A 23,754-nucleotide genomic window follows, 5' to 3' on the forward strand; every position below is an offset into this window, starting at 1 on the left:
TTATTTATTAATAGGTTGATACTTATAAGGTTTGGATGCATCTGATAAAATCCGTGCAATTCGCGGCTAAAATATTTTAGTACACTGCCGGGTTGATTGTGAGGTTACGGAATTCTACGGGACCGTGATCTCCCTGCAACATGATGGGGCCGGGCTCGCCTTCGTTACTGTCGAGCGCCCCGCCTGTGATACCGGGTATGGGACGATTGCATATCACTTCCACGCCATTTAGAACGACTGTAACCATTCGTCCGGTCAGGATAATTTCATAGCTCTGCCACTCCCCTGCCTTTTTTGCAGCGTTCACCGTGGGATCGATGAAACCGTAGATACCGCCGATGTAATGGCTTTCCGGTTCCAGTCCGTAATTGTCTTCAATCTGTGCCTCATACCTACCGCGGAGATAGATCCCGCTATTGCTCCCTTCCGGATAGCGAAACTCTGCACTCAACCTGAAATCGTTAAACTCCTGCTTGGTGATGAGATTACCGCCGGATTTATTATTAGAAAGGATACCATCCTTCATGACAAACTCATTGTTTTCAGGCACTATCCATGCTGATAACCCTTCTTCCAACAGGTCGATTGTCTCGCCCCATTCCGGTTCCTGCTTACGCTCCAGAGAAGGAGCGCGCACACCGGTCCACTGCAGTTTTTGGCCGTCCGGACTGTTGGTCCAGCCTTTAAGCATGCCGTCTTCCAGACGGAATTCGAAATGAGGATCTTCCTCATAGGCGTTCCACTGTGGGGGGATGGTAAAAGTGTAGGTACCGCTTTCGGAATCATATTGGATATGCGAAACGGGTCGTGCACTGCCGGCGGGACCTACAAATTGTCCTACCAGAGCTTTATTTCCAGAGGTTTCAATTTCCAGCCAAGATGGGTATTCCCCATTGGGTGTCTGTACGGTAATATCCCAGCGTCCCTCTGCTTCCGACCCCGGTATTTGCGATTGAGCAAGGAGAGTATTGTTGCCGGAAGACAGTAAAAGGATCAGTAGTATAGGAAGGAATTTTACAGACAATCGCATGATAAACCTCGGAATGACCTATTGAAATTTGTGACAGGTTAGGCAGAGCGGAATAAAATCACAAATCTAAAACTATGTTAACCTTAGTTCCTTTGTGGTATAACTTGAAAGGTTAAATCAATTTATACTAGGACCTTTTTAGTTGTACCACAGAGGGGCACTGAGAAGCACGGAGGTGCACAAAGGGAGTTTAGTTGTCGGTTCTGCACTCATAAATGATCTCATTTTCTACCTCATCGGGTTCATTGATGATAACATAAAACTAATCCAGGTAACCGATATTTGACATTTGATCATATTTATAGTGTAGTGTTTTCCCTGATTGTCTGGCGGTCCGGGATATTGTAATCTTCTTTCTACCGGCTATTGAGCTGAAGCCGGCTATTTGGTATCACCGCTGATTAAATTGGAGAGTAAGCCGATTATGAACAGGAGTATTCATAAAATAGGTTATCGGGCTGGGCTGGTAGCCTTTTGGGCAACAGTGACCTTTTATATTGTTCAGATGCTGCAGATCTGGGGAATGCTTCTCTTTCCCTGGGATGAAATCCTGATTTATGGGTTCTCACTCTGTATTACCCTGCCCTTTCTGATGGAGATGTTGGCCCTTCATTATGCCGTCCCTTCGGATAAAAAATTCTGGAGTCATGGTGCATTGACCTGTACCGTGGTTTACGTAGTGTTCGTTACGGCAAACTATGTGGTACAGCTGGCGACCGTTATTCCCATGACACTTCAAGGTTCGGGTGATGAAATTCAATTATTGCGGCAGACGCCGCATTCCATGTTTTGGGACTACGATGCCATCGGCTATATCTTTATGGGTTTGGCGGCATTCATTGCAATCCCGGTATTTGAAAAAAACGGCTTTCAGCGCTGGGTTCGTTACAGCTTCATTGCTCATGTTTGGACAACTCCTTTGATCGCCTTTGTCTACTTCTATCCTGATTTTTCAAACGAGCTTCTGCTTTTGGCTACCCCCTGGGCTATTACTGCTCCCCTCTTTATGGTGATGCTGGCCCTATGGTTTAAAAAACAAATGGGAGATGAGGTTTTGTCTTGAATGATTTCAAACTCTAGAACTGAGAATATTCAATTGCCCTCCTCATCTTGAAATATTTCTTCAATCCTTTTGTCGAATAACCTGGCCATTTTAAAAGCCAAAGGCAAACTCGGGTCATATTTACCAGTCTCTATGGCATTTACCGTTTGGCGTGATACCTCTAGGGCATCGGCCAGATCTGCCTGGGTCCAGTCACGTTCAGCTCGAAGTACCTTTAAGCGATTCTTCATTTCAAACTCCGGTATTTGATGAAAATAGATCCCAGGTAGGTCAAACTGATTAGTATCACCAGGAAGGATATTTCAGCATCACCGCTGATGACGTTCGTTGCATCAGCCAGCGAGTAACTTAACCCGGCGACAATTCCAACACCCAGCGAAATAGCCATCGACTCAAGTTGAATCTTTTGCATCATCTCATCCTGTTCTTTCAAATATTGAATATTGGCATAGATCATACCAAAACCTACCAGGGCATTTAACAAAATGGCCGCGATGGAAGCGATATTATTGTAGCTCCATATTAATTCAGGTCCGAAGGAACCGATTGCCATGGTAACCAGGTATGCGGCCGTCCAGTAGGCAAGATGAAGTGTTTTTTGTTTTACCCGGCTTGACCAATTACCGGATTGTGCACTTTGTGTATTCATTTGTCAACCTCATTTGTATTTTTGTAAAGTTTATTTTACTCATAATACACCTAAGTAAACTAAATGTCAATATTACTTTACAAAATAGTTGTGATACTTGACAAAAGAATGAACTTTGTGTAACTCAGTGGTAAAAATCCGAACTGGCTCTTGAAATACTATCAATGAAAGTAGCCTTTCAAGCTATACCACATAGGGGCACTGAGGAGCTCGGAGGTACACATAAGGGGGGGTTAGCGATCAGTACGGCATTCATCAATGATCTCATCTTCTGCCTCATCGGGATCGTTGATGATAGCATAAAAATCATCCAAGTATTCGGTTGCCTGCTCAAACTCATCCTGCTCGAGTGGCGGGGTTAGGTCCCGGTAAAGCGCATAGATGGCACTCTTGTGCCGGTTAAAGAAAGAGAATTCGGCCCTGAACACTTCCGGACTCCGGCAAAAACCCCGGAAGAGACGCTGCCGTACCGTTCGAATATTCAATATGGGATTGGGTTCCGCGTACCTCGTATTGATGATACCGCTCCAGTCAAAATCGTAAGGAATGGCATAGGGTGTTTGACCACCTATTGGTAACACAAGTTTGATATTATGCAAAGCGGGGATAGACCAGTCGGTATTTCCCATCATATACTGAAAAATGGCTAGTCGATTGCTAAGATCGTAATCGGTAACATCCGGATGTACATTCTCTACTTCCACTATTCTTCCTCCCAGGCGTTCCGCCATCTTGTCCTCATCTTCGAGAATAAAATTATAGCGGGTAAAGGGTTCGTCTCTCTTTTCGCTATCAACGTAGGTTACTTTAACCAGTCTGACCCGGAAGCTCTTATCCGTCAGTAGACTGTACGCGCGGTAGATCAGGTATTCCTGCAGCACATATTGTTGATATTGGGAGCGCCTGGTCTGGCAGTGGGTTACCAGCTTTAGTTTTTTCTGACCTTCAAAAACAGTCCCCTCTACAGTTTCTTTCTCAAATCTCATGCGTAAAGGCGGGAATCGACAGTTTTCACGTTGCCTGCGAAAATTTCCTCGTACCTTAACGCGCGCCTCCACCTGCCTGACCTCTCCATCTTCACTGTTCCAGGTTACCAGTAGCGGATGATAATCGGTCTCATCTCCCCGGTCTCTCAGTACCCTGCGCATATCCATTTCCATGGTGATTTCGAGGGCTTCATCACTTTCAAATAGCGGATAAGAATAAGAAGAGTCAGCAGCTTCGTTTTCCTGCGCCTTTATTTCAGGTGAAAATGTCGCACTTAAAAAGCAGAGCAGTACGATAAGTTTCCATCCACCCGGGCATAAAGGAACACTCCTCATTTGCCGGTTTTCCATTTCTGTGCTGTTGTGCATATCCCCTCCTATTACATGTAACTGTAAGGAGGCAATAACCGGATGTATTCAGGGTTCCTGCACCGGGCATTAGGTACAGAAATTCTACGATGATTTGAATTCAATCTGCTTTAAAGGAGTGTAAAATGCAAGTTAAGCCTTTCTGTCATAAGCAGATTGAGAACATTCGGTTCACTTCCGGCGGGTTTTACATCGCTTTTCTGTTGGCAGGCTTGACCCCTGCATATTTCAGGCAGATCATAAGTACGATGCCGTAGGCAAGGTGCATGGAGAGTCCTGCCATGATGATCAGTCCCGGGAACCAGGTATCTGTGTAGAACACACCGAAAGGTTCACCGGCTGCCAGAGACACCAGCGGGGATACGACCAATCCTGCCAGTAAGGTGATAAGCACCCCGAATATAACACCCTGAATAAACCAGTTGCCGGGTATTCGCTTTTGCAGCATGGCCACCCATATTAGGGAGAGAATGATACCAAACATGTAAAAAGCAGCATTCCCCCACAAAATGGTATAAGGGTCTGCCTCATGTGCAAGATTAAACGATTCGGTTAGAAAATATCCCACATCGATTACGGGTAAACCCAGTCCGCTTTGCAGAAAACCGGCCATTGACATCACGAAAGTTGCTATAAAGCCGGATATGACCGTCCGCCAAAAATCACTTGAATTGATCATAATCCCATTCCCTTTTTATAATTACAAAGTGTACCCGGTAATATAGCAATTAGGTTTTCAATTTAAAGTAGATCGGTAGGCTATATTGAACCCGTACCGGACGACCGCGCTGTTTGCCCGGTTTGAAATGGGCCTGCTTGACCACACGGAGTGCTTCCTCGTCGCAACCACCTCCGATGCCTCGAATGACCTGCGGATCTTCAACCTCTCCTTTTTCATTTACGATAAACTGAATGATAACCTTTCCCTGTATACCGGCTTTTTTTGCCTTGTCGGGATAATCTATCATCTGCTGCAGGGATTGGATGCCACCGATAAGCTCCGGCATCTGTTCTACTACCACGAAAAAATCCTCCTCTTCTTCCTGACCTTTTTCTGCTTCCTGTTCAGGTGGCGGTGGCAATTTCAATTCTTCATCAATATTGAATTCCGCATCAATATTCAGTACCTCTTCCTCAATTATCTCGTTATTGGGAACTGCTACGGGTACCTGCGGTCTGGGCGGCGGTGGCGGACGCTTTTCTTGCTCCGTCTGTTCGATTTCTTCCATTTTTACGATTTCATCCTGAGCCGTGAATTCGAGATCCTCCCCTTCACCGCTTTTTAACGGAACCCTCATTAAAGCGATGAAGATCAGTAAACTGAGGATCATTCCCACTTCCAACAAAACCGTATAGTACTTTTTGATATTCGCTTTCTTATAAAATGGCAACATAAGTACCTCCTCTCAAATTACCTTCAAGATATAAGACATCTTTATCTTTTATTTGATGGTAGCGTACAGAATATTTGCCTGAATTACGAGTTGCCAGAGCACTATAATAGTGTAGGGGAATTCCCTACTTAAAGTTGAACTCGTAACACTTAGAGGAGTAAAAACGGAAAATGAATACTTCGGAAGGGTTTAGAGTTTTAATATGTTATACCACTGAAAGAGAAATGCACTTAATCATCTGATTTTATTATGGAACACATGGATCGTCTCCGCAAAGAGATAGAAGACTACATCTTTGAGAATGGAAAAGAGTATGATCGCCTCCTTATGTCAAAAAGTTTCTACAATAAGCTCAAGAAAGAAGCTGATGAGAATGATTTTGATGTGGATCTGCCCAATCTCGAAATAAAGGAGCACACCAATTACGACTTCAAGCTTCTTCCCTGAATTTCTTAGAGGTTGGTAACAAGACGCACCAATCTTACCACAAACCCTGTGAAGTTACACTGTCGACCGCATTTTAGGTGTGCTTGACACCTAGCTTCAGAATTTCCGGCTGAACAAGTTCTTCATAGTCGCTGTAAGCCAGCTTAATCACTTCCCTGTGATTACCGGCATTGAATGCGATGATTTCGTCATCCGTCAGCGACTCAGCCACAAGGGTATCCATATCATATAAGTTGCCGAATGGCGGCATGGCCCCGGTTTCGGATTCCGGGAACAGGCTTTTGAACTCATCTTCAGAAGCCAATTCCACATCGCCGGCATCCAGGGCTTCCCGGATTGCATTAAAGTCAACGTCATGAGTGGATGGCAGTACCACCATCTTCATATCGCCGTCGGCCTTTACCATAACGGTTTTTACCATGTCCTTACCCGGAATATGAGCGGAAGCGGCCACTTCCTGGGCTGTGAATGCTTCGGAGTGGGAAACAACCACATATTTTTTACCGTGTTTGTCGAGGTAGTCAGTTAGTTTGCTCAGTGCCATAATACCTCCCTTTTTCTTTTAAGCTTTAATGAGCTCCTTAACTGAAAATAATGAACTCAGAACTTGAAGTCATTTTTTTTGAAGGGGCGGAGATACAGAATTCAGGAGTCAGGAGTCAGGAGTCAGAATTCAGAATATTGGTGGCAGGGAAATAGTATCATATTTATAAAATGATGTCATCCTGAACATTACCTTAGGTATCCCCTTGGGAAATTCAGGATCTATAACAATAAGTTATTCAAGTCTCATATAATTCTTCTATAGTGAACATATTAGCAGCTACAACTCTGTTACAAAAGGTTATGTATGAACGCTGAATTTACAATCAATATAGATCCCGGATCGGGGTCCGGGGATGACAACTATATTTTTCGATTTAAATCTCTCAAGAACAGATAAAATAGATACTGCAAAATCTTAAAATTGCATATTCCGACTCCTGAATTCTGTATTCTGACTTCCGCAACCTGCCTTCTACCTCCTCAGATCCTCTTCCGGGGCCGGTTTATTTTCTAGCACCTCTTCGATTCGATCCATGATATCCGAATCGAGTTTATCAAGGGCATCTACCGCTTTCATATTTTCGCGTACCTGCTCAGGTTTGGAAGCGCCGGTGATCACCGTGCTGACATCCTCGTTTTTGAGACACCAGGCAAGAGCCATCTGCGGTAGGGAGATACCGATATCTTTCGCTATGGGTGCCAGCTTCTTCACTTTTTCAAGCTTTTTCCGACCGCTCTCTGTTTCCAGCAGCTGCTCCCGAAGCCAGTCATAATCATCCATCGTAAGTCGCGTACCTTCAGGTATCCCGTCGTTGTATTTGCCGGTTAGCAGACCACTGGAAAGAGGACTCCAAATGGTTGTCCCCAGTCCGATATCATCATAGAGATGACGGAATTCCTGCTCCACTTTTTCACGATGGAACATATTGTACTGCGGCTGTTCCATCAGCGGGGGTCGGAGGTGTTCATTGCGGGCGAAATCGTATGCATGCCGAATCTGCTCGGCACTCCATTCACTGGTGCCCCAATACAATGCTTTGCCTTCCTTAATCATCTGGTTCATGGCCCGGACGGTCTCTTCTATGGGGGTGTCTTTATCCGGCCGGTGACAGAATAAAAGATCTACATAATCGGTTTGCATGCGCTTCAGGGACGCCTCGGTACCCTCTTTGATATGCTTAAAGGACAAACCCTGATCATTCGGCCCTTCGCCTCCCCAAAATATCTTTGTGGAAAGAACCAGATCGGATCGTTTCCAGCCTGCTTTTTGGATAACATTACCCATCATTGTCTCTGAATCTCCGCCGGCATAAACCTCCGCATTGTCAAAGAAATTAACGCCCGCTTCATAGGCAACTTTCATAGATTCATAGGCCACGTCTTCATCAATTTGCTTGCCGAAAGTGACCCATGATCCAAAGGAGAGAGCTGATACTTTCAAGCCTGATCTACCCAGAAATCGATATTCCATATTTTGTTATCCCTTTTTTCATTTGAGTGTGATATAAACCAACGATCAACACGTCTTTTGCGTTCTAACTTCACCTTATTGAGTAACTGTCAGATTTAACAAACAGGAAATAAATCCGCTTACTGTCTGTTTACGTATTGTAACTTGAAGAAGTAAAGGAACTCTTTAATCAATTTAGCTATTATGAAGGCACTGACGTCGATTCTATTAATCAGCACGCTTGCTTTGGCCGCATGCAGTTCCAAAGCACAAAGCGGTGAAATTACAAATAATGAAGACATTGAGGTTTCAATGAATAACGAAAATTATGAAACAGCAACCTTTGGAGCCGGTTGTTTCTGGTGTGTTGAAGCGGTATTTGAGGAATTAAAAGGCGTAAAAAGTGTTAAAGCCGGCTATGCGGGCGGGCATATTGAAAATCCAACCTACAAGCAGGTGACCACCGGTACTACCGGTCACGCCGAGGTGGCACGCATTATTTATGATCCTGAGGTGATCAGCTTCGAACAGCTGCTAACAGTCTTCTGGCACACGCACAATCCCACGACCAAAAACCGGCAGGGAGCGGATGTCGGTCCGCAATATCGCTCCGTGATTTTCTACCATAATGAAGAGCAAAAAGAGCTGGCTCAGAAATCATTGAAGGAGACGGATGCATCGGATCTATGGGAGGATCCCATCGTAACGGAAATTGAACCCGTTAGCAATTATTCGGAAGCGGAGAACTATCATCAAAACTATTATGCCAATAATCCCAATGCGGGGTATTGCCAGGTGGTCATAGCTCCCAAACTGAAGAAGTTCCGTAAGGAGTTTTCTAACCTGTTAAAGGAAGAGGTAAAAAGCTGATATTGAAATAATCTTAATAGCTAGGAATTTGAATAACCGACTTCTTGCATTCAAGAGACAATCTACACAGCTTCTCTCTTGTATAACCTGCGGATGAGAAACAGTGCACAACAGAGCGGCGGAATGAGAAGGAGGAGCTAACTGAGTCGCTCTTTGCTGGAATGAGCCCATATCAACGCTGCACTCAACTTCTTTTATTGTTGCTACTGTTCCCTGTTAACCCCGACGATACGAGGCCCGCTTTTTTCCAGCGCCACATAGACCTTAACCGGTTTATACCCGATATCTTCCCGTTCGGTATAAAGCCGAAAGTTAATGACTCGTGAAGCTTCTGATGAAGTCTGTTTAATTCCGGCAATATTGAATATCGCTCTATTTTCTTCCGTTCCCCTAGCTTTGAGTACCTGTTTATTTCCAGCAAATACTTCATAGCGATACCTGGTATTGTCAGCCCTGAAAATATTACCTTCTACACCAAGATCGACAAAATGCAGCACCAGGTCGCCATTCGTTATTTCCGCTCGAAATTTATCCAGCGGGTTTATTCTGCTGAACCAGTATTCACCGATCTTATCTCTTCGGTTGATAAGAATCTGCCATAAGAAAGATTGGGCTTCCCCATTGGTGATCCTACCGGTTTTTACGATTCTGCGAATATCTTCATCGCTAAAACTCATCACCTGCTTGGCACCCCAGTAGGCATCCCGAAGGGTCATATTCTCAAAGGCCGGCAGCGGATGTGCCGTAACCCACTCCTCTGGCTCAAAGATATCCGACCTGAAATAACCCACCGAAGGAAACGGTGTTATTGCCTGATCTTTCTCCCACACATTTACATTCATGCCGAGGGAGAGCGTGTTCAAAGCCATATAGCGCGGATCAATCAGGTAAGCCTGACCGTCTATGGGAGTGTGAACACCCGCGCCGTTAGCTCCGAGCGTACTCCCAAAGTCCTGCAGATAGTGCTTCACATAGCCTCCTTCGGTATAGACTGCAAGTGAATTGGCGTCGCGTCGATCGGTATCGTTTAGCCATGAGCTGATAACCCGCAACCCCCTGAGTTCCCGTCGATGTTCGTGAGCCACCCGGTCATTGGGATCGTCGTCTCGAGTACCTTCAAAACCCCATGGCCCGATCGGAGTACCCTCCACAAACTTAATTGCTATAGTCCTGACCTTTCCAAAACGATTTCTCGGACGTTCCAGCAGTGTATTCTTGATATCGGCCTGCGTCATTTCGCGCCGCCGTCTGCCCTCCCTTACCATCACACTATCTTTTATGGTGAATTTTGACGGATTTAGGTAGGTGATAGTCGCTTCCGGAACGTTGTAACCGGCTGCATGGAAAAACTTGGTACTGATGACTTCTGAAGAGGTACGCAACTCCGGAAAATCAGGACTGTCAAATTTTATCAGGTAACGATCACCTTTCCGGTCTTCTATAAAAAACCAGGCATTGGGTCCGCCTATGCTGGCCTGAAAAATAGTCCAATTGCCGGTGGTGTCCGGTGGTGCAGTCTCATTTGGACCATTAGCTAACTCTTCCAGGGTCATTGGATTATAAAAGTGACGGTAGTTATACCAACTCGATTCCGGCGGCTCATCCAGAACATTGATATTGTCGGCTTCCCTGGGTTCGGAAATTCCCAGTACCATTCCGGCCGATCTGCCGACCGTATTCAAATTGAGCGGCTTTCGCAGCTGATGAAAAAGGGTATAATTCAACTGCTCCCAGTATCGCGAACGATCTACCTGTTCCGGTTGGGGAATGGCTGAGGTATCCGGGTCGAAAACCTTTACCGGACCCCGAGTATAGTGTTTTGTATTGGCACAGCCACACAAAAGTATCCCTATTATAAGTCCAAATAAAACCGGGATTTGCTTCAAATTAAATATGTTCTGCAATTCACTCACTGTGTATCAAAAATTAGGTGCAATGGATAGAATGGTTCGGGATGATTCTTTACTGAAAGCAAATTCGACCCTGAAAGAGAGATTTTCGCTTCCCAGAAAATGCAGTCCGAATCCGTAACCTGCGTGAAAATCTTTCAAATGTACATCATTGAAATTCCTGAATACCTGTCCCTCATCCAGAAAAAGTACAACATCTACAAAATCCCACATTGGGTAGCGATACTCCAGTGTAAACAGCAGTGATTTATCGTCTCGGTACCGGTCGCCCCTGAGCCCGCGAAGTCCCCGTGAATCCCCGATGCTGGGAAGCTCAAAAAAGGGTATGGTTTTATCTGCTATGGGTTCCGCTCTTTCCAGTCGGGTTTTAAAAGCCAAGCGCCTGGTGTTGGGTAAAAAGGGCAAGGCGATAAATTCCTGCCATTCAAACCGGTATTTAAAAAATGCATAGCGATTATCATCTATGGAGTGGTGATAGCCTCCCCTGAAAAGAAACCTGCGTCCTGTATATGTTCTCGGCTCTTCTTCAGCAAGATCGATACGCAGCGATATGCCGGCAGCAAAAAGTTCCGTCCGGCCTTTCAATGAGGTCGGGAAAGGCGGCAGGTTGTCGTCCCGCCTGCTGCTCTGCCTGATAATAGCATTTCGATACGATCCCCAGAAAGCAACCGAATGCACCTCGAAAACCGGTAGCGAATAATCAATCCGTGCATTAATTTCCTCCACCGAATAGCGTGTCTCCTCATCCAGGGAGGCTTCATTGCCCAGAAAAAGCGATTCCATGGGGTCATTGTAGTAGACAGAGTTAAATTTTATCTCGTCTTCCGTTTCAAAGAAACCCGGTATATTATACTTTAAATCAATTTTATTGTATTTACTGGAACCGAATAACGCCTCTACCCGCCACTCATGATCACTGCCCAAAAAGTCACGATTAAATATCAGTCCGCCGAAGGCCGTCCTGGTCTCCACGCCCGTCTCAATTAGCGGATAAATACCGAATCGACCCCGCTCTCCTTCCAGCTGATCGGGGAATTTTCGTTCTGCCAGTCGAAAACCTTCTCCAATAGGCCAAGTTAACAAGTCTACCGCATAGGAAGGCAATGCCAGCAGGTGATAGCCAAAACTTCTTTTGGTTTCATATGGCTCAAAAACGGTTAAATCAGACTGAGCGTCCTGAGATGATTGCTGAGGATCCTGGGCGTGAAGCGTATGTAAAAAGGAGAGCCAGATGATCACCGAAACTGCTAGTAGTCGGAAATTACCCACCCTGTGAGTGTTAATAATCATGCTATCAATAAAGAATCTACTGGAGTAACAGTCAAAACAGAATCTATTGTAAAAGAAAGAAAATCACAGTATTACCAATATAAATCTTTCAAACAAATGAGCTCTAATATGTTATATTGAATGCTAAAATTATTCGGATCTATGAAAATATCGGCATTTAGTATAGTGATTCTGCTTTTATTTAGCTCGCTTGCCTGTTCGCAGGACAAGGCAGATACTACCATGACTTTTGAGGAATATGAGCCCAAATCCACGCTCGTTGTTCCTGAACATATTGTCAAAAGTGCCAAATACCCATTCATCGACGTTCACAATCACCAATGGCGCATGGCAACACAGGATGTCTCCGAAACCACAGCCGAAATGAACGAGTTGAATATGGCGGTCATGGTTAATCTCAGCGGGCGAAGCGGAGATGCATTGAAAGCAGCCATTGAAAACGTCAATGAACATGCTCCCAACCGTTTTATACAGTTTGCCAATATCGACTTCGATAATATTGACGATCCTGATTGGACAGAAAAAACTGTCAAGCAACTTGAACAGGACTACAATAACGGAGCAAGAGGGCTAAAAATTTTCAAGAATCTTGGCTTAACGGTTACAGACAGTGAAGGCAATCGTGTGCCGGCTGACGATCCCCGCATAGATCCGGTCTGGGCAAAATGCGGCGAACTGGGTATACCGGTACTGATACATACCGGTGAACCGAAAATATTCTGGGCACCGATCGATAAATACAACGAGCGCTGGCTCGAAATGAAGCAGTTTCCCAATAGGCATCGGAGTCCTGAAGAATATCCCTCCTGGGAAGAAGTGATGAGCGAGCAGTGGAATATCTTTCGCAAGCATCCTGAAACCACTTTCATAAATGCCCACCTGGGCTGGATGGGGAACAACCTGAGCAGGCTGGGAGAGCTGATGGATGAGTTTCCCAACATGTACACCGAAATCGGGGCCGTCCTCGCTGAACTGGGAAGGCAGCCGCGTTTCGCCCGCCAATTTTTTATAAAGTACCAGGATCGCATTATGTTTGGTAAGGATTCCTGGAGGCCGGAAGAGTATTATGTCTACTTCCGGGTGCTGGAAACTTCTGACGAGTATTTTGACTACTATCGAAAACGTCACGCCTTCTGGAAAATGTATGGATTGAATTTACCCGATGACGTGTTGCAAAAAGTGTACTATAAAAATGCACTGAGGATTATTCCGGATATCGACCGAACTCTATTCCCCGGAAATTAATAACAGTGCCTTAGCTACCGCACATTTGGCGGCCATATGGTATTTGTGTTACTGTTTTCTTAAACATCAAAGCATAATATAAATTCAATAAACGAGGTAACTGTTATGAATATATTTAAACAATTATTAGGCACCGGGCTTACCGCATTGCTTGTGGTGGCACTATTTTCTACAACTGCCGAAGCACAGGAACGCGGAAGTGATGAAGCGAGGGTAAGCCCCAATGCTACGGTAAGCCAAACCATCGGCACTACGGAAGTGACACTCACCTACGGGCGTCCTTCGGTTAATGACCGGACTATCTTTGACGGACTGGTTCCTTTCGGCCAGGTATGGAGAACCGGTGCGAATGAGTCAACAGCCATTACGTTTTCAAGTGATGTGATGATCGAAGGTGAAACGGTGGAAGCCGGCACCTATTCGCTCTATTCCGTACCCGGTGAAGATGAGTGGACCATCATAATCAACTCTAAGTTATCATGGGGAACCCAGTACGACCAAAGTGCTGATGTACTACGTGTCAACGTGGAACCCGAAATGGGAAGAGAAGTTGAGCAGTTCATGATCTACTTCGAAAATGTTTCGGAAAATTCAGCCGAGTGCGTACTTCACTGGGATACCACCAAGGTGCCCTTCACCATTGAAGTCTAGATCATATTCAAAATTCAGAAGGTCATATAAAGCACAGGGATGAAGATGGGGCCCTGCCCCATCACAGTCTCTTATTGTTATTCACATTTCTGTGGGGAGCCAATTTCGTTCTGGCCGAAATAGCGCTGGAAGAGATGGCTCCCATTTCTTTTAGTGTCTCCAGATTTGCAATGGGAGGCATTGCCATGTTGCTGGTGCTCTACTACCAATGTTATTATGATGCCAAATCCAACAATAGCTCATTTCAATTTTTCCCGCCCATTGACAGGCAAGACTGGGGACGCCTCCTTCTGGTATCGGTTCTAGGTGCCACCCTGGCACCCTGGCTGGGTATCGAAGGACTCGGACTGACCCATGGAGCACGAGCCTCTATCTGGCTGGCTTTGGGACCTGCAATCAGCACCGGTTTCGGCTACCTTCTCACCACCGAGAAGATGGGAAAGTTCGGTTATATGGGTGTGATACTTGCCGGAATGGGTACCATTCTGCTGGCTTTTGACGGTATCCGTCCCGAACAGGGGTATTGGCTCGGCGATTTACTGCTTTTTGCCGCACTCGCCATGACGGTCGTTGAACTGCACCTCATCAAACCGCTGGCACGTAAATACGGATCCGTTTCCATGGTAGCTATGCGAACAGTTATAGGTGGATCTCTATATCTCGTTATTGCTTCCCCTTCGCTGGTCGGTGAAACCTGGCTGAGCCTGGGTTTCTGGACCTGGGTTGCCATTCTCGCCGGTGGAGCTATTGGCGTCGGTGTAGGTCAGTGGGTCAAGGTACGGGCCCTTCGCTCCCTGGGGCCAACGCAGGTAGTCATTTATGGCAACCTGGTACCCATTGCGGCCATCATCATCGCATGGCTGGCCATCGGAACCAACCCTTCTATTTATGAATTGCTGGCCGGTGCACTGATCATTATCGGAGCCATCTTTATTCAGGTAATTGACGAGGGGAAAAAGAAGCTCTCATCCCGCATGCAAACTTCCGGTGACGATGAATTAACTGTTATGGCCAGTTCCAAACAGGACTAGCAACACCGACCGGGCAAGACGCGCCAGTAAAACGAGGAATTAAGAGTAAAATAATTCTGGGCGGCTAACCCTGCCCGGTTTCCTTTTTCGGCTTTCATCACAGATTGAGCAGAGATCCTGTTTGCTCTCTTTAAAGCAATTGTGAACACACCTCCAAGGTCATGCCATGGAATTTTGTGCCGGCTTTTTGCTTTTACAGTTGTGAGATTGAGGTTCAAACAGTAATTAAATCAACTATCCATGACTCTACTAAAACATTTTACAGGTATCATTGTACTTTTTGTAATGCTCAGCTTGTCAGCTACAACCGTTAATGGTCAGAACATCCCTGAAAAAGGTACTATCGGTTTGTCGGCATCCCTGCAGGGAAATCAAACCAACCTGAGCATGCCAATCTGGACATCCGATAATGTAGTCATTGCTCCCTTGCTGGGTATTGTTCACGAAACGGATAGCTTTACAACCATCAACATAGGAGTAAAACCACGGTTTTACAGGGCCATAGGTGACGATTTCGCCAGTTATTTCGGTTTCCTGGGACTGTTACAGAATAATTCTCCCGAATTTGGCGATGATGTCACCAATTTCCTGATCGGTATTAACGGAGGCGGGGAATATTTCCTTAACACTCATTTCAGCATGGGCGTAGAAGCGCAGCTGAATTTCCTGATCAGAGATAATACAGATGACCGCATTTCTACCGGCGCCGCTATCACCGGCACGTACTATTTTTAGGTACTGACATTCCAGTATCACAAAAAGCTCGCCTGCTTTACAGGCGAGCTTTTTTTAGCATTTAAAAAAGGCGAATCCACTCAAGGATTCGCCTCCTGCATAAACTATGATTATCGCTCAAGGTTTAAAATCTAAATGAGAGCTGCAGCCGGAAATTCCTGCCCGCCTGCGGGTAGTAATAGTTAAAATACTGTTCGTCTCCACCCGCGATATATCCGAAGGTATACCCGTTGGTCTCGTATTTTTTATCGAAGATATTGTTAACCTGTAGATTTGCCCGAAGGCCGCTCAGCACAGGGATAGAACTGAAGTTATAGCCAAGACGGATGTCATTAACCAGGTATGGATCAATTGACCTTGCGTCGGTTTGTGTATTGTCAAGATATTGTCGAGAGACATATTTTGTAACCAGTTCGGAACTGAAACCATTCTCGGTAAAACTTAAAATGGAGTTTCCGATAAATGATGGGGAAAACGAGATATCCGTATCTTCATAGGTTCTGCTCTCCTGACCTGTGAAATTAAAACTCGCATCATATACATCAATGAACTGCTCATACTCATCAATTTTATTGCGGCTGAAAGTAGCATTACCTGACCACTCCAGCTCAGGCAGTATTCTAACCCCGGCCTGAAGTTCTATACCGGCACGGTAGCTGTCAGGCACATTCTGGCGAATGGCCGAACCCACATCGTTGAGCTCACCGGTTGGTATTAACTGGTTTTTGTAATCCATGAAATAGAGATTCAAACCCGCAAAAAAGCGATCAAACTCTGCCTTATAGCCCGCTTCCCAGTCGTACATTGTTTCATGCTCAGGACGATTTTCGGGCGTGGAATTCACATATTCGTCCCGGGTCGGTTCCTTATTACCCACACTGAATGAAGCAAAGAGGCGGTGATTTCCTTTCCTATAAACCAGTCCGGCCTTGGGATTAAAGAAGGTCAAGCGATCGGTTTGTTGTACATCCACAATCTGCTGTCCCCCGCCCGGTGCCTGCAGTTTGTCTTTGCCCAAAAAGTCATAGGTGATGCGGCGGGTCTGCATATCCACGTAACCGCTCAGGTTATCCGTAAAATAGTACTGCAATTTCGCGTAGAGATTACCGTCGGTTTTAAACGCATTGTTGTCATAGTAGCGGTTTTCTACATCTGTATTACCCAGGTATTCGGCCCAGATAACCTCCCCATAGTGATCACCGTCATATTCATTATATCCTCCGCCGAATGTAAATGTAAAATTGTTATCCTTTTGATACTGGGTGGAAAAAACCGTCCCGTAAAAATGATTATCCAGCCACAACTGTCTTACGAGATCGCTTTCTGTAATAGTGGTATTGGGTAAATCAATGGGCTCAATCTGGTATTGACTGAGGGATTGATCGGCTTTGTACTCCTCATAATAACCGCGGCCGTAGGTATAGTGCACAGAGGCATTGGCATCCCAGTTTTCGGAAAACTGGTAGGAGTAGTGCAGCTGATAGTGATCCTGCTGGTAATTATCCGTCTGATCCTCATATGGTTCTCCCGGCTTTTCCTGTCCCGCCGGATTGTAGGTACGATCTGAATCCAACAACTCTTCAGGTACCCCGTACCAGGATTGATAGGTAGTTTCCACACCGGAAAAGACATCCGCTCGCAGCAGGCTGTTATCCCCGTGGCGGGCACCGCTCAGGTAAAAAGATTTCAGATCAGAAGAAGCTCGATCGATATAGCCGTCGCTTGTAATTTTGGAAAGGCGTCCCTCAAACTGCCACCCGTTGTCCATCAGTCCGGATCCAAGCAGCACGTTCATCTTTTGCGTGTTAAACGATCCGATACCGGCATTTACCTCGCCGTAGGCATTCGGACGCATCTCAGATGTCTGCAGGTTCATGGTAGCTCCGAAGGCTGCAGCCCCGTTGGTGGAGGTACCTACGCCACGCTGAATCTGTATATTTTCAACCGATGAGGCCAAATCAGGTAGATCCACCCAAAATACGCCGTGCGATTCCGCGTCATTCAGTGGAATGCCGTTGATGGTAACGTTTATACGTGCCTGGTCTACCCCGCGAATACGAATGCCTGTGTAACCGATGCCCGTACCGGCATCTGAAGTGGTAGTCACAGAGGGAGTGCTGCTTACCAGGTAGGGTATATCCTGACCCAGATTCTTTTTATTTATCTGATCCCGGCTCACATTTTCAAAAGCCATCGGAGTGGCCTCATCCACCCGCAGAGCTTTTACAAATACTTCGTTGCTCATTATCGATTTGGGCATAAGCAGAATCTCGAGATCTTCGCTCTGCCCGGAGGTACTTATGGTTTTAGTCCGGTAACCGATAAACGAAATACTGATTTCATCTGAGGCTCCTTCCCGGAGCTCGAGCGTGAAACTTCCATCGGTTCCGGCTGCCACCCCCTTACTGGTCCCCACTTGGATGATATTGGCACCTGCCAGGGGTTCCTCAGTTTTGGCATCTTTGACAGTACCGGTTATAGTCTGAGCAAAAATTTCGCTCGACGACAGACAAAAAAGTACAAGAAGTACAGTTAAAAAAGAGTTGAGTTTGGAATACATTGTTCCTCCATCTTAATGTTTAAGAGGAGGGCAACTTGCTCTATGCTGATACGCAGAAATGCATCAGGTTTCCCTACGCCGGTGTTAGCCGGTTCAGGTTCTTAGGGTATGATCTCAGCCCGCTTTGCAAGCACCCCCAACCTTGGGTTGTGTTTCAATAAGATGGAAAGATAAGAGCTTATTCATTCAGGTTCAAAGGCAGTATGCATCTTTGTTTAAATTACCTATTTTCTCTGCAGTACGGTGATTTAAACCTCAATATTTTTTCTTTTATGAAGTCATTTCAACACGTTTTAATCTGTCTCGGATTTTCTATCCTGTTCATTCAGTGTACCGCCGAAAATACCGAAAGCGAGTTTCGCCCGGAGATCACCCCTTCGGATATTAAAAACCATATCACATTTCTGGCTTCCGATGACTTGGCGGGCCGTGAAACCGGAACTGCCGGGGAGGCAAAAGCAGCGGGATATATTGCCGATCAGTTTGATAAGTTCGGTCTGCTACCTGCCGGTGATGAGAGTACCTATTTTCAGGAGTTCAGGGTAAATATGTCGGTGTTAAATAACCCGCACCGCGGTGATACTTCACGTTCGGGAGTAACCTTTCCTGATGAAGAGCGCATCACGCGAAATGTTGTAGCTGTATTGGAAGGCAGCGAAGAGCCGGATTCCTATCTCGTTCTTGGAGCACATTATGACCACCTCGGTACCGGAAAATTCGGGTCCCTCTACAATCGTGATACTACCTCTATCCATAATGGGGCTGATGACAATGCTTCGGGTACAGCCGGTCTCTTGGAGCTGGCCCATTATTTCAGTGAGCACCCTACCCAGCGCAGCCTGGTTTTTATTGCATTCTCGGGAGAGGAAATGGGATTGCTCGGCTCCCGTCATTTTGTAGAAAATCCAACGGTTCCGCTTGATCAAACCGTGGCGATGATCAACATGGACATGATAGGTCGTTTGAACAGCAATAAGCTGTTGATCTTCGGTACCGGTTCATCACCGGGATGGGACTCTCTTATTACGAAAGCCAATACTGATACCCTGGATATTGAGACCATACCCGATGGGACCGGGGCCAGTGATCATACCAGTTTCTACAACAAAGAAATCCCGGTGCTGCATTATTTTACAGATACGCATGCCGATTATCACCGGCCTTCGGATGACACAGACTATATCAATGCCGAGGGACAAGACAGGGTACTGGAACATGTCAAAAGGCTGATTGTTGCTATTGATAGCCGGAGTGACGAAGTATTACCTTATTCGGAGGCTCCTGTAACCCAGAATCGCGATGTCACGATGAGTGGGGTAACGATGGGAGTCACTCCCGACTATGGTTTCAGCGGCAAGGGTATGCGCATTACCGGTGTCAGCGGTGGCGGACCTGCCGATCGGGCGGGACTAAAAAGCGGAGATGTCATAATCAGACTGGCTGATACCGAACTGGAAGATATTTATACCTATATGGAAGTGTTGAACACACTGGAAGAAGGAGAGCAAACCACCGTAACCGTTTTAAGAGACGGAGAAGAACAGACCATAGATATTAGGTTTTAAGGCTGGAGGCTGGAGGTTCGAAATTGGAGATTAGATGCCAAACCTTTATTGAAATTGGCCAGCATATTAGAAGTATTTGTCTAATATGACGACACATTATTCATAGATCTTAAATCTAAAAACCAATTACTTACTTATTACTTTAGACTTTATACTTTAGACTAGATAGTTAATTATTCGTCACTCAAGACTCATGACTCACGACTCAAGACTAAAAACCATGAAACACTACTCCCTGCTATTAGCTCTTCTCCTGTTCTTCGGCTGCAGTTCGGAAACCAAAGTTGAACCTAAGCAAAATTACCAGACCATATCCGCTCTTGGAGATACCCTCTATGCTCCTGATTTGGATCCGGAGACAGAAGCACAATTTACTACCAACCTGCAATCTGCCAGGGCACAGTATGAAGCAAATCCAGATGATGCCGATGCCATCATTTGGTTCGGAAGAAGAACCGCCTACCTGGGCAACTATCGAAAAGCTGTTGAAATTTTTAGCGAGGGAATAGAAAAGCATCCGGAAGATGCACGAATGTACCGTCATCGCGGACACAGGTATATTACGCTCAGAGAATTTGACAAAGCTATTGAAGACCTGGAAACAGCGGCAGAGTTGATTAAAGGCACTGAAGATGTTGTTGAACCCGACGGACTTCCCAATACCCGTAACATGCCCAGAAGTACGCTACATACCAATACCTGGTATCACCTGGGGCTTGCCCGATACCTTAGCGGATCCTTTGACAACGCTGCCGATGCCTATCGCAATTGCCTGGAAGCTTCTACAAATGATGATATGGTGGTTGCCACTTCCTACTGGCTCTACATGACCTTAAAGCGTGCCGGGCATGACGGTCTGGCCGGCGAAGTACTAAAACCGATAACGCAAGATATGGAGCTTCTGGAAAATGAGAGCTACCATAAACTACTACTGGTTTTTAAAGGTGACTTTGACGAGAAAAGCCTGCTCGACAATGCGGCTACTCCATTGGATAATGCAACCATAGGTTACGGTATCGGAAACTGGCATTACGTAAACGGGCGAACAGATCGGGCCGAAGAGATTTTCCGAGAGGTATACCAGAGTAGCAACTGGGCCGCCTTCGGATACATAGCGGCAGAAGTTGACTTGGCAAGACTTGAGTTCTAATTGTTGAATTGGCGAATTGGTGAGTTGGTGATGTGCAATTTATAATTCGATTAATAATCGGCAGATAATTCAAAATTTACACCAGTTCACCACCATTAACTCAATAAATATTTAACTCAGCAACTCAACAATTCGTTAAATCAACAACTCACCAACTCACCAACTCACCAACTCAAAAACTCATCAACTCGCTAATTAAAAAAAACTGCATTACCGAAGAGCAGTTTGCCGTTGTACCAGAATGCACGGAACAGAGGATTGTCAATAATATAGACAACCGAACCCCTTCCCATATTCTGCACGCCAAAAGTAAGTGTATTCTCCAGTTTTTCCTTAGCCATGTAACCCACGAAGCCGCTCATGTGGGCGTTTTCCTTTGCCACTCCGACATTCCACCCGCTATCCAGGTAGGAATAGGCGTCAGCATTCCTTTTCAGTGTGAAATAGGTGTCACCATAACCGAAAGCCAGCGGGTGTGAATTATCCATTGTAAGCTTGAAGATAGAACCGCTGTTTGAAGAGCTGATACTCTCTCGTTGGCTCTCGCCATACCGTTCAAGCATCTCTTCTTCATCATCGTTGCCTTCCTCATCGTTGTTATCTGCATCTTTTCTTTTGAGAGAGAAACCTTCTTTACCTGCCAGCATACCGTTGGCACCCTCAACAGCGATCAGGCGTCCGCCGCTCGTAATCCACTCTTTAATTTCATTCATGCGTGGCCCGTTAAGCTCATCATTATAGTAGCCATCAGGCATGATAAGAACGTCATACTCATGCAACGAAATGCTTCCCAGATCCTCTACATTGATGAGTGTCACCGGGTAGTCGATTTGTCGATCGAAATAGTGCCAGATCTCCCCGACCATATATGAAGATGTCCCCTCACCCGATAACAAAGCCACACGAGGTGCCTTCAGGTACTCTACCGAGGAAGCACCGAAATCGGATCCGGAGCTTACAAATCCGGTTGAAACTGGGTTGAGCTGTTGCCCGTGACGGGTGGCAATTTCCTGCACTTTCGAATCAAATTCGCTACCCATTTGGGTATTGCCGTTTCTGGTGATAATTAGTGTTCCGGGATCGTAGCTAATGCCGTCTATAGCAAAAGCCTCTTCGGCATAACGCAACTTGATATCGTTTTGTAGCAATTCGGAAAGCATTTGCAAATCAGCCAGATCCTTCCATTCTGCCAGGTATGCATACGGACTCCCATCCACCCGGTTATTTACATTCTTTACCGGGGCAGGCGCCTGGTTTACTGCTATACGCTCCTGCAAGGCATAGCCATCCAGACCGTAAGCATAATGCTGTTCCCAGGTTGTGATATCGTAGGTTAGAGAATCAGCCAGTTGGGGACGTGGCTCAAATAGTACCCGGGCTAATACCGATTTGGGCTGAAAAGCACTGACCACATAGTCGTTTTCAGAAACCGATACCCTCTCAGTCGTCCCCGTATTATAGTTGTAACCATTTAGATTTCGTGACCGAGCCGCTTTTCCGTACTCAATATTATGCTTGTTCAGCAAGTCAAACAGGGCCTTCATCTTGTCCGGATTGTTGCCGGCTTTGATCACAAAACTTTTGTATTCCCCGGTTGGATTTTCGAGCGCACTGTCATAATACTCCGCAAATTCACCGACCAGTTTTTCCGCATTCTGTGAGGCAATTTCTACCGTTGACATGCCCGTGGTATAGTGATGGGTCAGGCGATCATTCAGCGTCAAGGTATCACCTTCCGGTTTGATGATGCCCAAGCCGGCATAACCCCCGCCCGCCTGTTCATAGGTCATCCCGATGGATCCGTTAAAAATCGGGTAGGTGTCACCGTAGCTGGGATAGAAAAGATCAAAAACCTCACGGGTAAAATAGAGCCAGCTGTTACTGTCAAAATAACGGGCATGATTTCTGCCGATGGTATATTGAAATTCACGCTGCCAATCGGTTATGGCCTTGTGAAAAGGCTCTGCAGCCGGCGCAAAGTAGTATGGGGAGGTGTAACTCTGCTCATGGTAGTCAACATGAATTTGCGGCATCCACTGTTGGTACAGTTCTACCCGCTGGCGACTCTCTTTTTGCGTTAACCAAGCCCAGTCACGATTCAGATCGAAGTAATAGTGATTGGTTCTTCCTCCCGGCCACGGCTCGTGATGCTCCCTGGCATCCCCATAGGCGTTAAACTCATCTCCCACCACTTGGGTGTACCAGTTCACGTATCGGTCACGCCCGTCGGGATTGATCATGGGATCCATAATGACAACGGTATTGGACAACCACTGCTTGCTCGTAGCATTACCCGGTCGTACCAGCTCATACAGTGTTTTCAATGCCGCTTCACTGCTGGAAGTTTCATTACCGTGTACGTTATAGCTGAGCCAAACGATAGGAATATTAGTGGCAGGGTCTCCATCCAACAGACCGGCCCTCTTCAGATTATCCATACGTATTTGTTCAAGCCGCCCATGATTTTCTTCCGAGGCCACCTTTACAATCACCAGCTCCCTCCCTTCGTTAGTAGTACCATATTGCTCGAAGGTTACCATAGGTGATTGTTCAGAGACGTACCTAAAATAGTTCATCACCTTGTAATGAGGTGTCCACTTGCTGCCCAACTCATAACCGAGGTACTGTTCCGGTGACTGCAAATTGTCCTGTGCATGTATATGCGGGGATATGAAAAACAGGAGAATGACTAAAAAAGATAAACCGATTTTAAGATTTTTCATGACTTGACTAATGATTGACGGGTAATAAATGATGAGTAAAACATTCTTTCTCCTCACTTCTTACTCGTTTTGTTGCTATTTGCTCGTTAT

The 23,754-nt window shown here is 45.8% G+C and carries 21 protein-coding genes and 1 riboswitch; of the genes, 9 read left to right on the forward strand and 12 right to left on the reverse strand.

The window, feature by feature from the left end:
- Nucleotides 1-76: 76 nt before the first annotated feature.
- The gene (locus G3570_RS12180; RefSeq protein ID WP_165142757.1) at nucleotides 77-1,030 is read right to left on the reverse strand and encodes a 3-keto-disaccharide hydrolase; all 954 of its coding nucleotides are present in this window, start codon (nucleotides 1,028-1,030) and stop codon (nucleotides 77-79) included.
- Nucleotides 1,031-1,454: 424 nt separating this feature from the next.
- Here G3570_RS12180 and G3570_RS12185 point away from each other — a divergent pair, with 424 nt between their 5' ends.
- Nucleotides 1,455-2,093 (forward strand): hypothetical protein, encoded by a 639-nt coding sequence (locus G3570_RS12185; protein WP_165142759.1) that lies wholly within the window; start codon nucleotides 1,455-1,457, stop codon nucleotides 2,091-2,093.
- A 29-nt stretch (nucleotides 2,094-2,122) separates the two neighbouring features.
- Here the strand turns inward: G3570_RS12185 and G3570_RS12190 are convergent, their stop codons facing one another.
- From G3570_RS12190 to G3570_RS12210, 5 genes are all read right to left on the reverse strand, one after another.
- Nucleotides 2,123-2,323, reverse strand: coding sequence for a helix-turn-helix transcriptional regulator (locus tag G3570_RS12190; protein WP_165142761.1), 201 nt, complete (start codon nucleotides 2,321-2,323; stop codon nucleotides 2,123-2,125).
- Complete coding sequence (locus tag G3570_RS12195) at nucleotides 2,320-2,742, reverse strand: hypothetical protein (protein ID WP_249067066.1); 423 nt, start codon at nucleotides 2,740-2,742, stop codon at nucleotides 2,320-2,322. The genes G3570_RS12190 and G3570_RS12195 overlap by 4 nt, the downstream gene beginning before the upstream one ends.
- A 233-nt stretch (nucleotides 2,743-2,975) precedes the next feature.
- Nucleotides 2,976-4,097: a hypothetical protein gene (locus G3570_RS12200; RefSeq protein ID WP_165142763.1), complete on the reverse strand. Its 1,122-nt coding sequence runs from the start codon at nucleotides 4,095-4,097 to the stop codon at nucleotides 2,976-2,978.
- A 187-nt stretch (nucleotides 4,098-4,284) separates the two neighbouring features.
- Complete coding sequence (locus G3570_RS12205; protein ID WP_165142764.1) at nucleotides 4,285-4,776, reverse strand: hypothetical protein; 492 nt, start codon at nucleotides 4,774-4,776, stop codon at nucleotides 4,285-4,287.
- A gap of 49 nt (nucleotides 4,777-4,825) precedes the next feature.
- Complete coding sequence (locus G3570_RS12210) at nucleotides 4,826-5,491, reverse strand: energy transducer TonB (RefSeq protein WP_165142766.1); 666 nt, start codon at nucleotides 5,489-5,491, stop codon at nucleotides 4,826-4,828.
- A gap of 249 nt (nucleotides 5,492-5,740) precedes the next feature.
- On the opposite strand from G3570_RS12210, the gene G3570_RS12215 reads away from it, so the two are divergent.
- Nucleotides 5,741-5,938, forward strand: coding sequence for a hypothetical protein (locus tag G3570_RS12215; RefSeq protein ID WP_165142768.1), 198 nt, complete (start codon nucleotides 5,741-5,743; stop codon nucleotides 5,936-5,938).
- 73 nt (nucleotides 5,939-6,011) lie between these two features.
- On the opposite strand, the gene G3570_RS12220 is transcribed toward G3570_RS12215, so the two are convergent.
- A complete protein-coding gene (locus G3570_RS12220) occupies nucleotides 6,012-6,482 on the reverse strand; it encodes an aminoacyl-tRNA deacylase (RefSeq protein ID WP_165142770.1) in 471 nt (156 codons plus the stop codon).
- A gap of 474 nt (nucleotides 6,483-6,956) precedes the next feature.
- The gene (locus G3570_RS12225) at nucleotides 6,957-7,955 is read right to left on the reverse strand and encodes a potassium channel beta subunit family protein (RefSeq protein ID WP_165142772.1); all 999 of its coding nucleotides are present in this window, start codon (nucleotides 7,953-7,955) and stop codon (nucleotides 6,957-6,959) included.
- Between the two features lie 183 nt (nucleotides 7,956-8,138).
- Between G3570_RS12225 and msrA the strand changes: the two genes are divergently transcribed.
- On the forward strand, nucleotides 8,139-8,804 hold the full coding sequence (msrA, locus tag G3570_RS12230; protein WP_165142774.1) for a peptide-methionine (S)-S-oxide reductase MsrA: 666 nt from the start codon (nucleotides 8,139-8,141) through the stop codon (nucleotides 8,802-8,804).
- Nucleotides 8,805-9,007: 203 nt separating this feature from the next.
- Here msrA and G3570_RS12235 read toward each other — a convergent pair whose 3' ends face one another.
- Together G3570_RS12235 and G3570_RS12240 are read right to left on the reverse strand one after the other, a co-directional pair.
- Nucleotides 9,008-10,717 carry a hypothetical protein gene (locus G3570_RS12235; protein WP_165142776.1) on the reverse strand — a complete coding sequence of 570 codons (1,710 nt, stop codon included), beginning with the start codon at nucleotides 10,715-10,717 and terminating at the stop codon, nucleotides 9,008-9,010.
- 6 nt (nucleotides 10,718-10,723) lie between these two features.
- Entirely contained in the window at nucleotides 10,724-12,004 is a 1,281-nt protein-coding gene (locus G3570_RS12240; RefSeq protein ID WP_165142778.1) for a BamA/TamA family outer membrane protein, read from the reverse strand.
- Between the two features lie 141 nt (nucleotides 12,005-12,145).
- Between G3570_RS12240 and G3570_RS12245 the strand changes: the two genes are divergently transcribed.
- From G3570_RS12245 to G3570_RS12260, 4 genes are all read left to right on the forward strand, one after another.
- Nucleotides 12,146-13,249: an amidohydrolase family protein gene (locus G3570_RS12245; protein WP_165142780.1), complete on the forward strand. Its 1,104-nt coding sequence runs from the start codon at nucleotides 12,146-12,148 to the stop codon at nucleotides 13,247-13,249.
- 105 nt (nucleotides 13,250-13,354) lie between these two features.
- Nucleotides 13,355-13,900 carry a DUF2911 domain-containing protein gene (locus G3570_RS12250; RefSeq protein WP_165142782.1) on the forward strand — a complete coding sequence of 182 codons (546 nt, stop codon included), beginning with the start codon at nucleotides 13,355-13,357 and terminating at the stop codon, nucleotides 13,898-13,900.
- Between the two features lie 74 nt (nucleotides 13,901-13,974).
- Complete coding sequence (locus tag G3570_RS12255; protein ID WP_165142784.1) at nucleotides 13,975-14,931, forward strand: DMT family transporter; 957 nt, start codon at nucleotides 13,975-13,977, stop codon at nucleotides 14,929-14,931.
- A 240-nt stretch (nucleotides 14,932-15,171) separates the two neighbouring features.
- Nucleotides 15,172-15,666, forward strand: a complete 495-nt coding sequence (locus tag G3570_RS12260) for a hypothetical protein (RefSeq protein ID WP_165142786.1) — start codon at nucleotides 15,172-15,174, stop codon at nucleotides 15,664-15,666.
- Between the two features lie 124 nt (nucleotides 15,667-15,790).
- On the opposite strand, the gene G3570_RS12265 is transcribed toward G3570_RS12260, so the two are convergent.
- A complete protein-coding gene (locus G3570_RS12265) occupies nucleotides 15,791-18,226 on the reverse strand; it encodes a TonB-dependent receptor (RefSeq protein ID WP_165142788.1) in 2,436 nt (811 codons plus the stop codon).
- 53 nt (nucleotides 18,227-18,279) lie between these two features.
- A riboswitch (TPP riboswitch) is annotated at nucleotides 18,280-18,374 on the reverse strand.
- Nucleotides 18,375-18,498: 124 nt separating this feature from the next.
- On the opposite strand from G3570_RS12265, the gene G3570_RS12270 reads away from it, so the two are divergent.
- Nucleotides 18,499-19,791 carry a M28 family peptidase gene (locus G3570_RS12270; protein ID WP_165142790.1) on the forward strand — a complete coding sequence of 431 codons (1,293 nt, stop codon included), beginning with the start codon at nucleotides 18,499-18,501 and terminating at the stop codon, nucleotides 19,789-19,791.
- Between the two features lie 220 nt (nucleotides 19,792-20,011).
- Nucleotides 20,012-20,941 (forward strand): tetratricopeptide repeat protein, encoded by a 930-nt coding sequence (locus G3570_RS12275; RefSeq protein ID WP_165142792.1) that lies wholly within the window; start codon nucleotides 20,012-20,014, stop codon nucleotides 20,939-20,941.
- Nucleotides 20,942-21,132: 191 nt separating this feature from the next.
- Here the strand turns inward: G3570_RS12275 and G3570_RS12280 are convergent, their stop codons facing one another.
- Complete coding sequence (locus tag G3570_RS12280) at nucleotides 21,133-23,664, reverse strand: M14 family metallopeptidase (protein ID WP_165142794.1); 2,532 nt, start codon at nucleotides 23,662-23,664, stop codon at nucleotides 21,133-21,135.
- Nucleotides 23,665-23,754: the final 90 nt, after the last annotated feature.

The organism is Halalkalibaculum roseum (genome assembly GCF_011059145.1).
GTDB lineage: Bacteria > Bacteroidota > Rhodothermia > Balneolales > Balneolaceae > Halalkalibaculum > Halalkalibaculum roseum.

Excerpts from the sequence above, each read along its gene's own strand:
- G3570_RS12205 (WP_165142764.1), bottom strand. The coding sequence starts at position 4,776 with ATGATCAATTCAAGTGATTTTTGGCGGACGGTCATATCCGGCTTTATA.
- G3570_RS12265 (WP_165142788.1), bottom strand. The coding sequence starts at position 18,226 with ATGTATTCCAAACTCAACTCTTTTTTAACTGTACTTCTTGTACTTTTT.
- G3570_RS12270 (WP_165142790.1), top strand. The coding sequence starts at position 18,499 with ATGAAGTCATTTCAACACGTTTTAATCTGTCTCGGATTTTCTATCCTG.
- G3570_RS12220 (WP_165142770.1), bottom strand. The coding sequence starts at position 6,482 with ATGGCACTGAGCAAACTAACTGACTACCTCGACAAACACGGTAAAAAA.
- G3570_RS12225 (WP_165142772.1), bottom strand. The coding sequence starts at position 7,955 with ATGGAATATCGATTTCTGGGTAGATCAGGCTTGAAAGTATCAGCTCTC.
- G3570_RS12200 (WP_165142763.1), bottom strand. The coding sequence starts at position 4,097 with ATGCACAACAGCACAGAAATGGAAAACCGGCAAATGAGGAGTGTTCCT.
- G3570_RS12245 (WP_165142780.1), top strand. The coding sequence starts at position 12,146 with ATGAAAATATCGGCATTTAGTATAGTGATTCTGCTTTTATTTAGCTCG.
- G3570_RS12260 (WP_165142786.1), top strand. The coding sequence starts at position 15,172 with ATGACTCTACTAAAACATTTTACAGGTATCATTGTACTTTTTGTAATG.
- G3570_RS12240 (WP_165142778.1), bottom strand. The coding sequence starts at position 12,004 with ATGATTATTAACACTCACAGGGTGGGTAATTTCCGACTACTAGCAGTT.
- G3570_RS12190 (WP_165142761.1), bottom strand. The coding sequence starts at position 2,323 with ATGAAGAATCGCTTAAAGGTACTTCGAGCTGAACGTGACTGGACCCAG.
- G3570_RS12195 (WP_249067066.1), bottom strand. The coding sequence starts at position 2,742 with ATGAATACACAAAGTGCACAATCCGGTAATTGGTCAAGCCGGGTAAAA.
- G3570_RS12215 (WP_165142768.1), top strand. The coding sequence starts at position 5,741 with ATGGAACACATGGATCGTCTCCGCAAAGAGATAGAAGACTACATCTTT.
- G3570_RS12280 (WP_165142794.1), bottom strand. The coding sequence starts at position 23,664 with ATGAAAAATCTTAAAATCGGTTTATCTTTTTTAGTCATTCTCCTGTTT.
- G3570_RS12275 (WP_165142792.1), top strand. The coding sequence starts at position 20,012 with ATGAAACACTACTCCCTGCTATTAGCTCTTCTCCTGTTCTTCGGCTGC.
- msrA (WP_165142774.1), top strand. The coding sequence starts at position 8,139 with ATGAAGGCACTGACGTCGATTCTATTAATCAGCACGCTTGCTTTGGCC.
- G3570_RS12180 (WP_165142757.1), bottom strand. The coding sequence starts at position 1,030 with ATGCGATTGTCTGTAAAATTCCTTCCTATACTACTGATCCTTTTACTG.
- G3570_RS12185 (WP_165142759.1), top strand. The coding sequence starts at position 1,455 with ATGAACAGGAGTATTCATAAAATAGGTTATCGGGCTGGGCTGGTAGCC.
- G3570_RS12250 (WP_165142782.1), top strand. The coding sequence starts at position 13,355 with ATGAATATATTTAAACAATTATTAGGCACCGGGCTTACCGCATTGCTT.
- G3570_RS12210 (WP_165142766.1), bottom strand. The coding sequence starts at position 5,491 with ATGTTGCCATTTTATAAGAAAGCGAATATCAAAAAGTACTATACGGTT.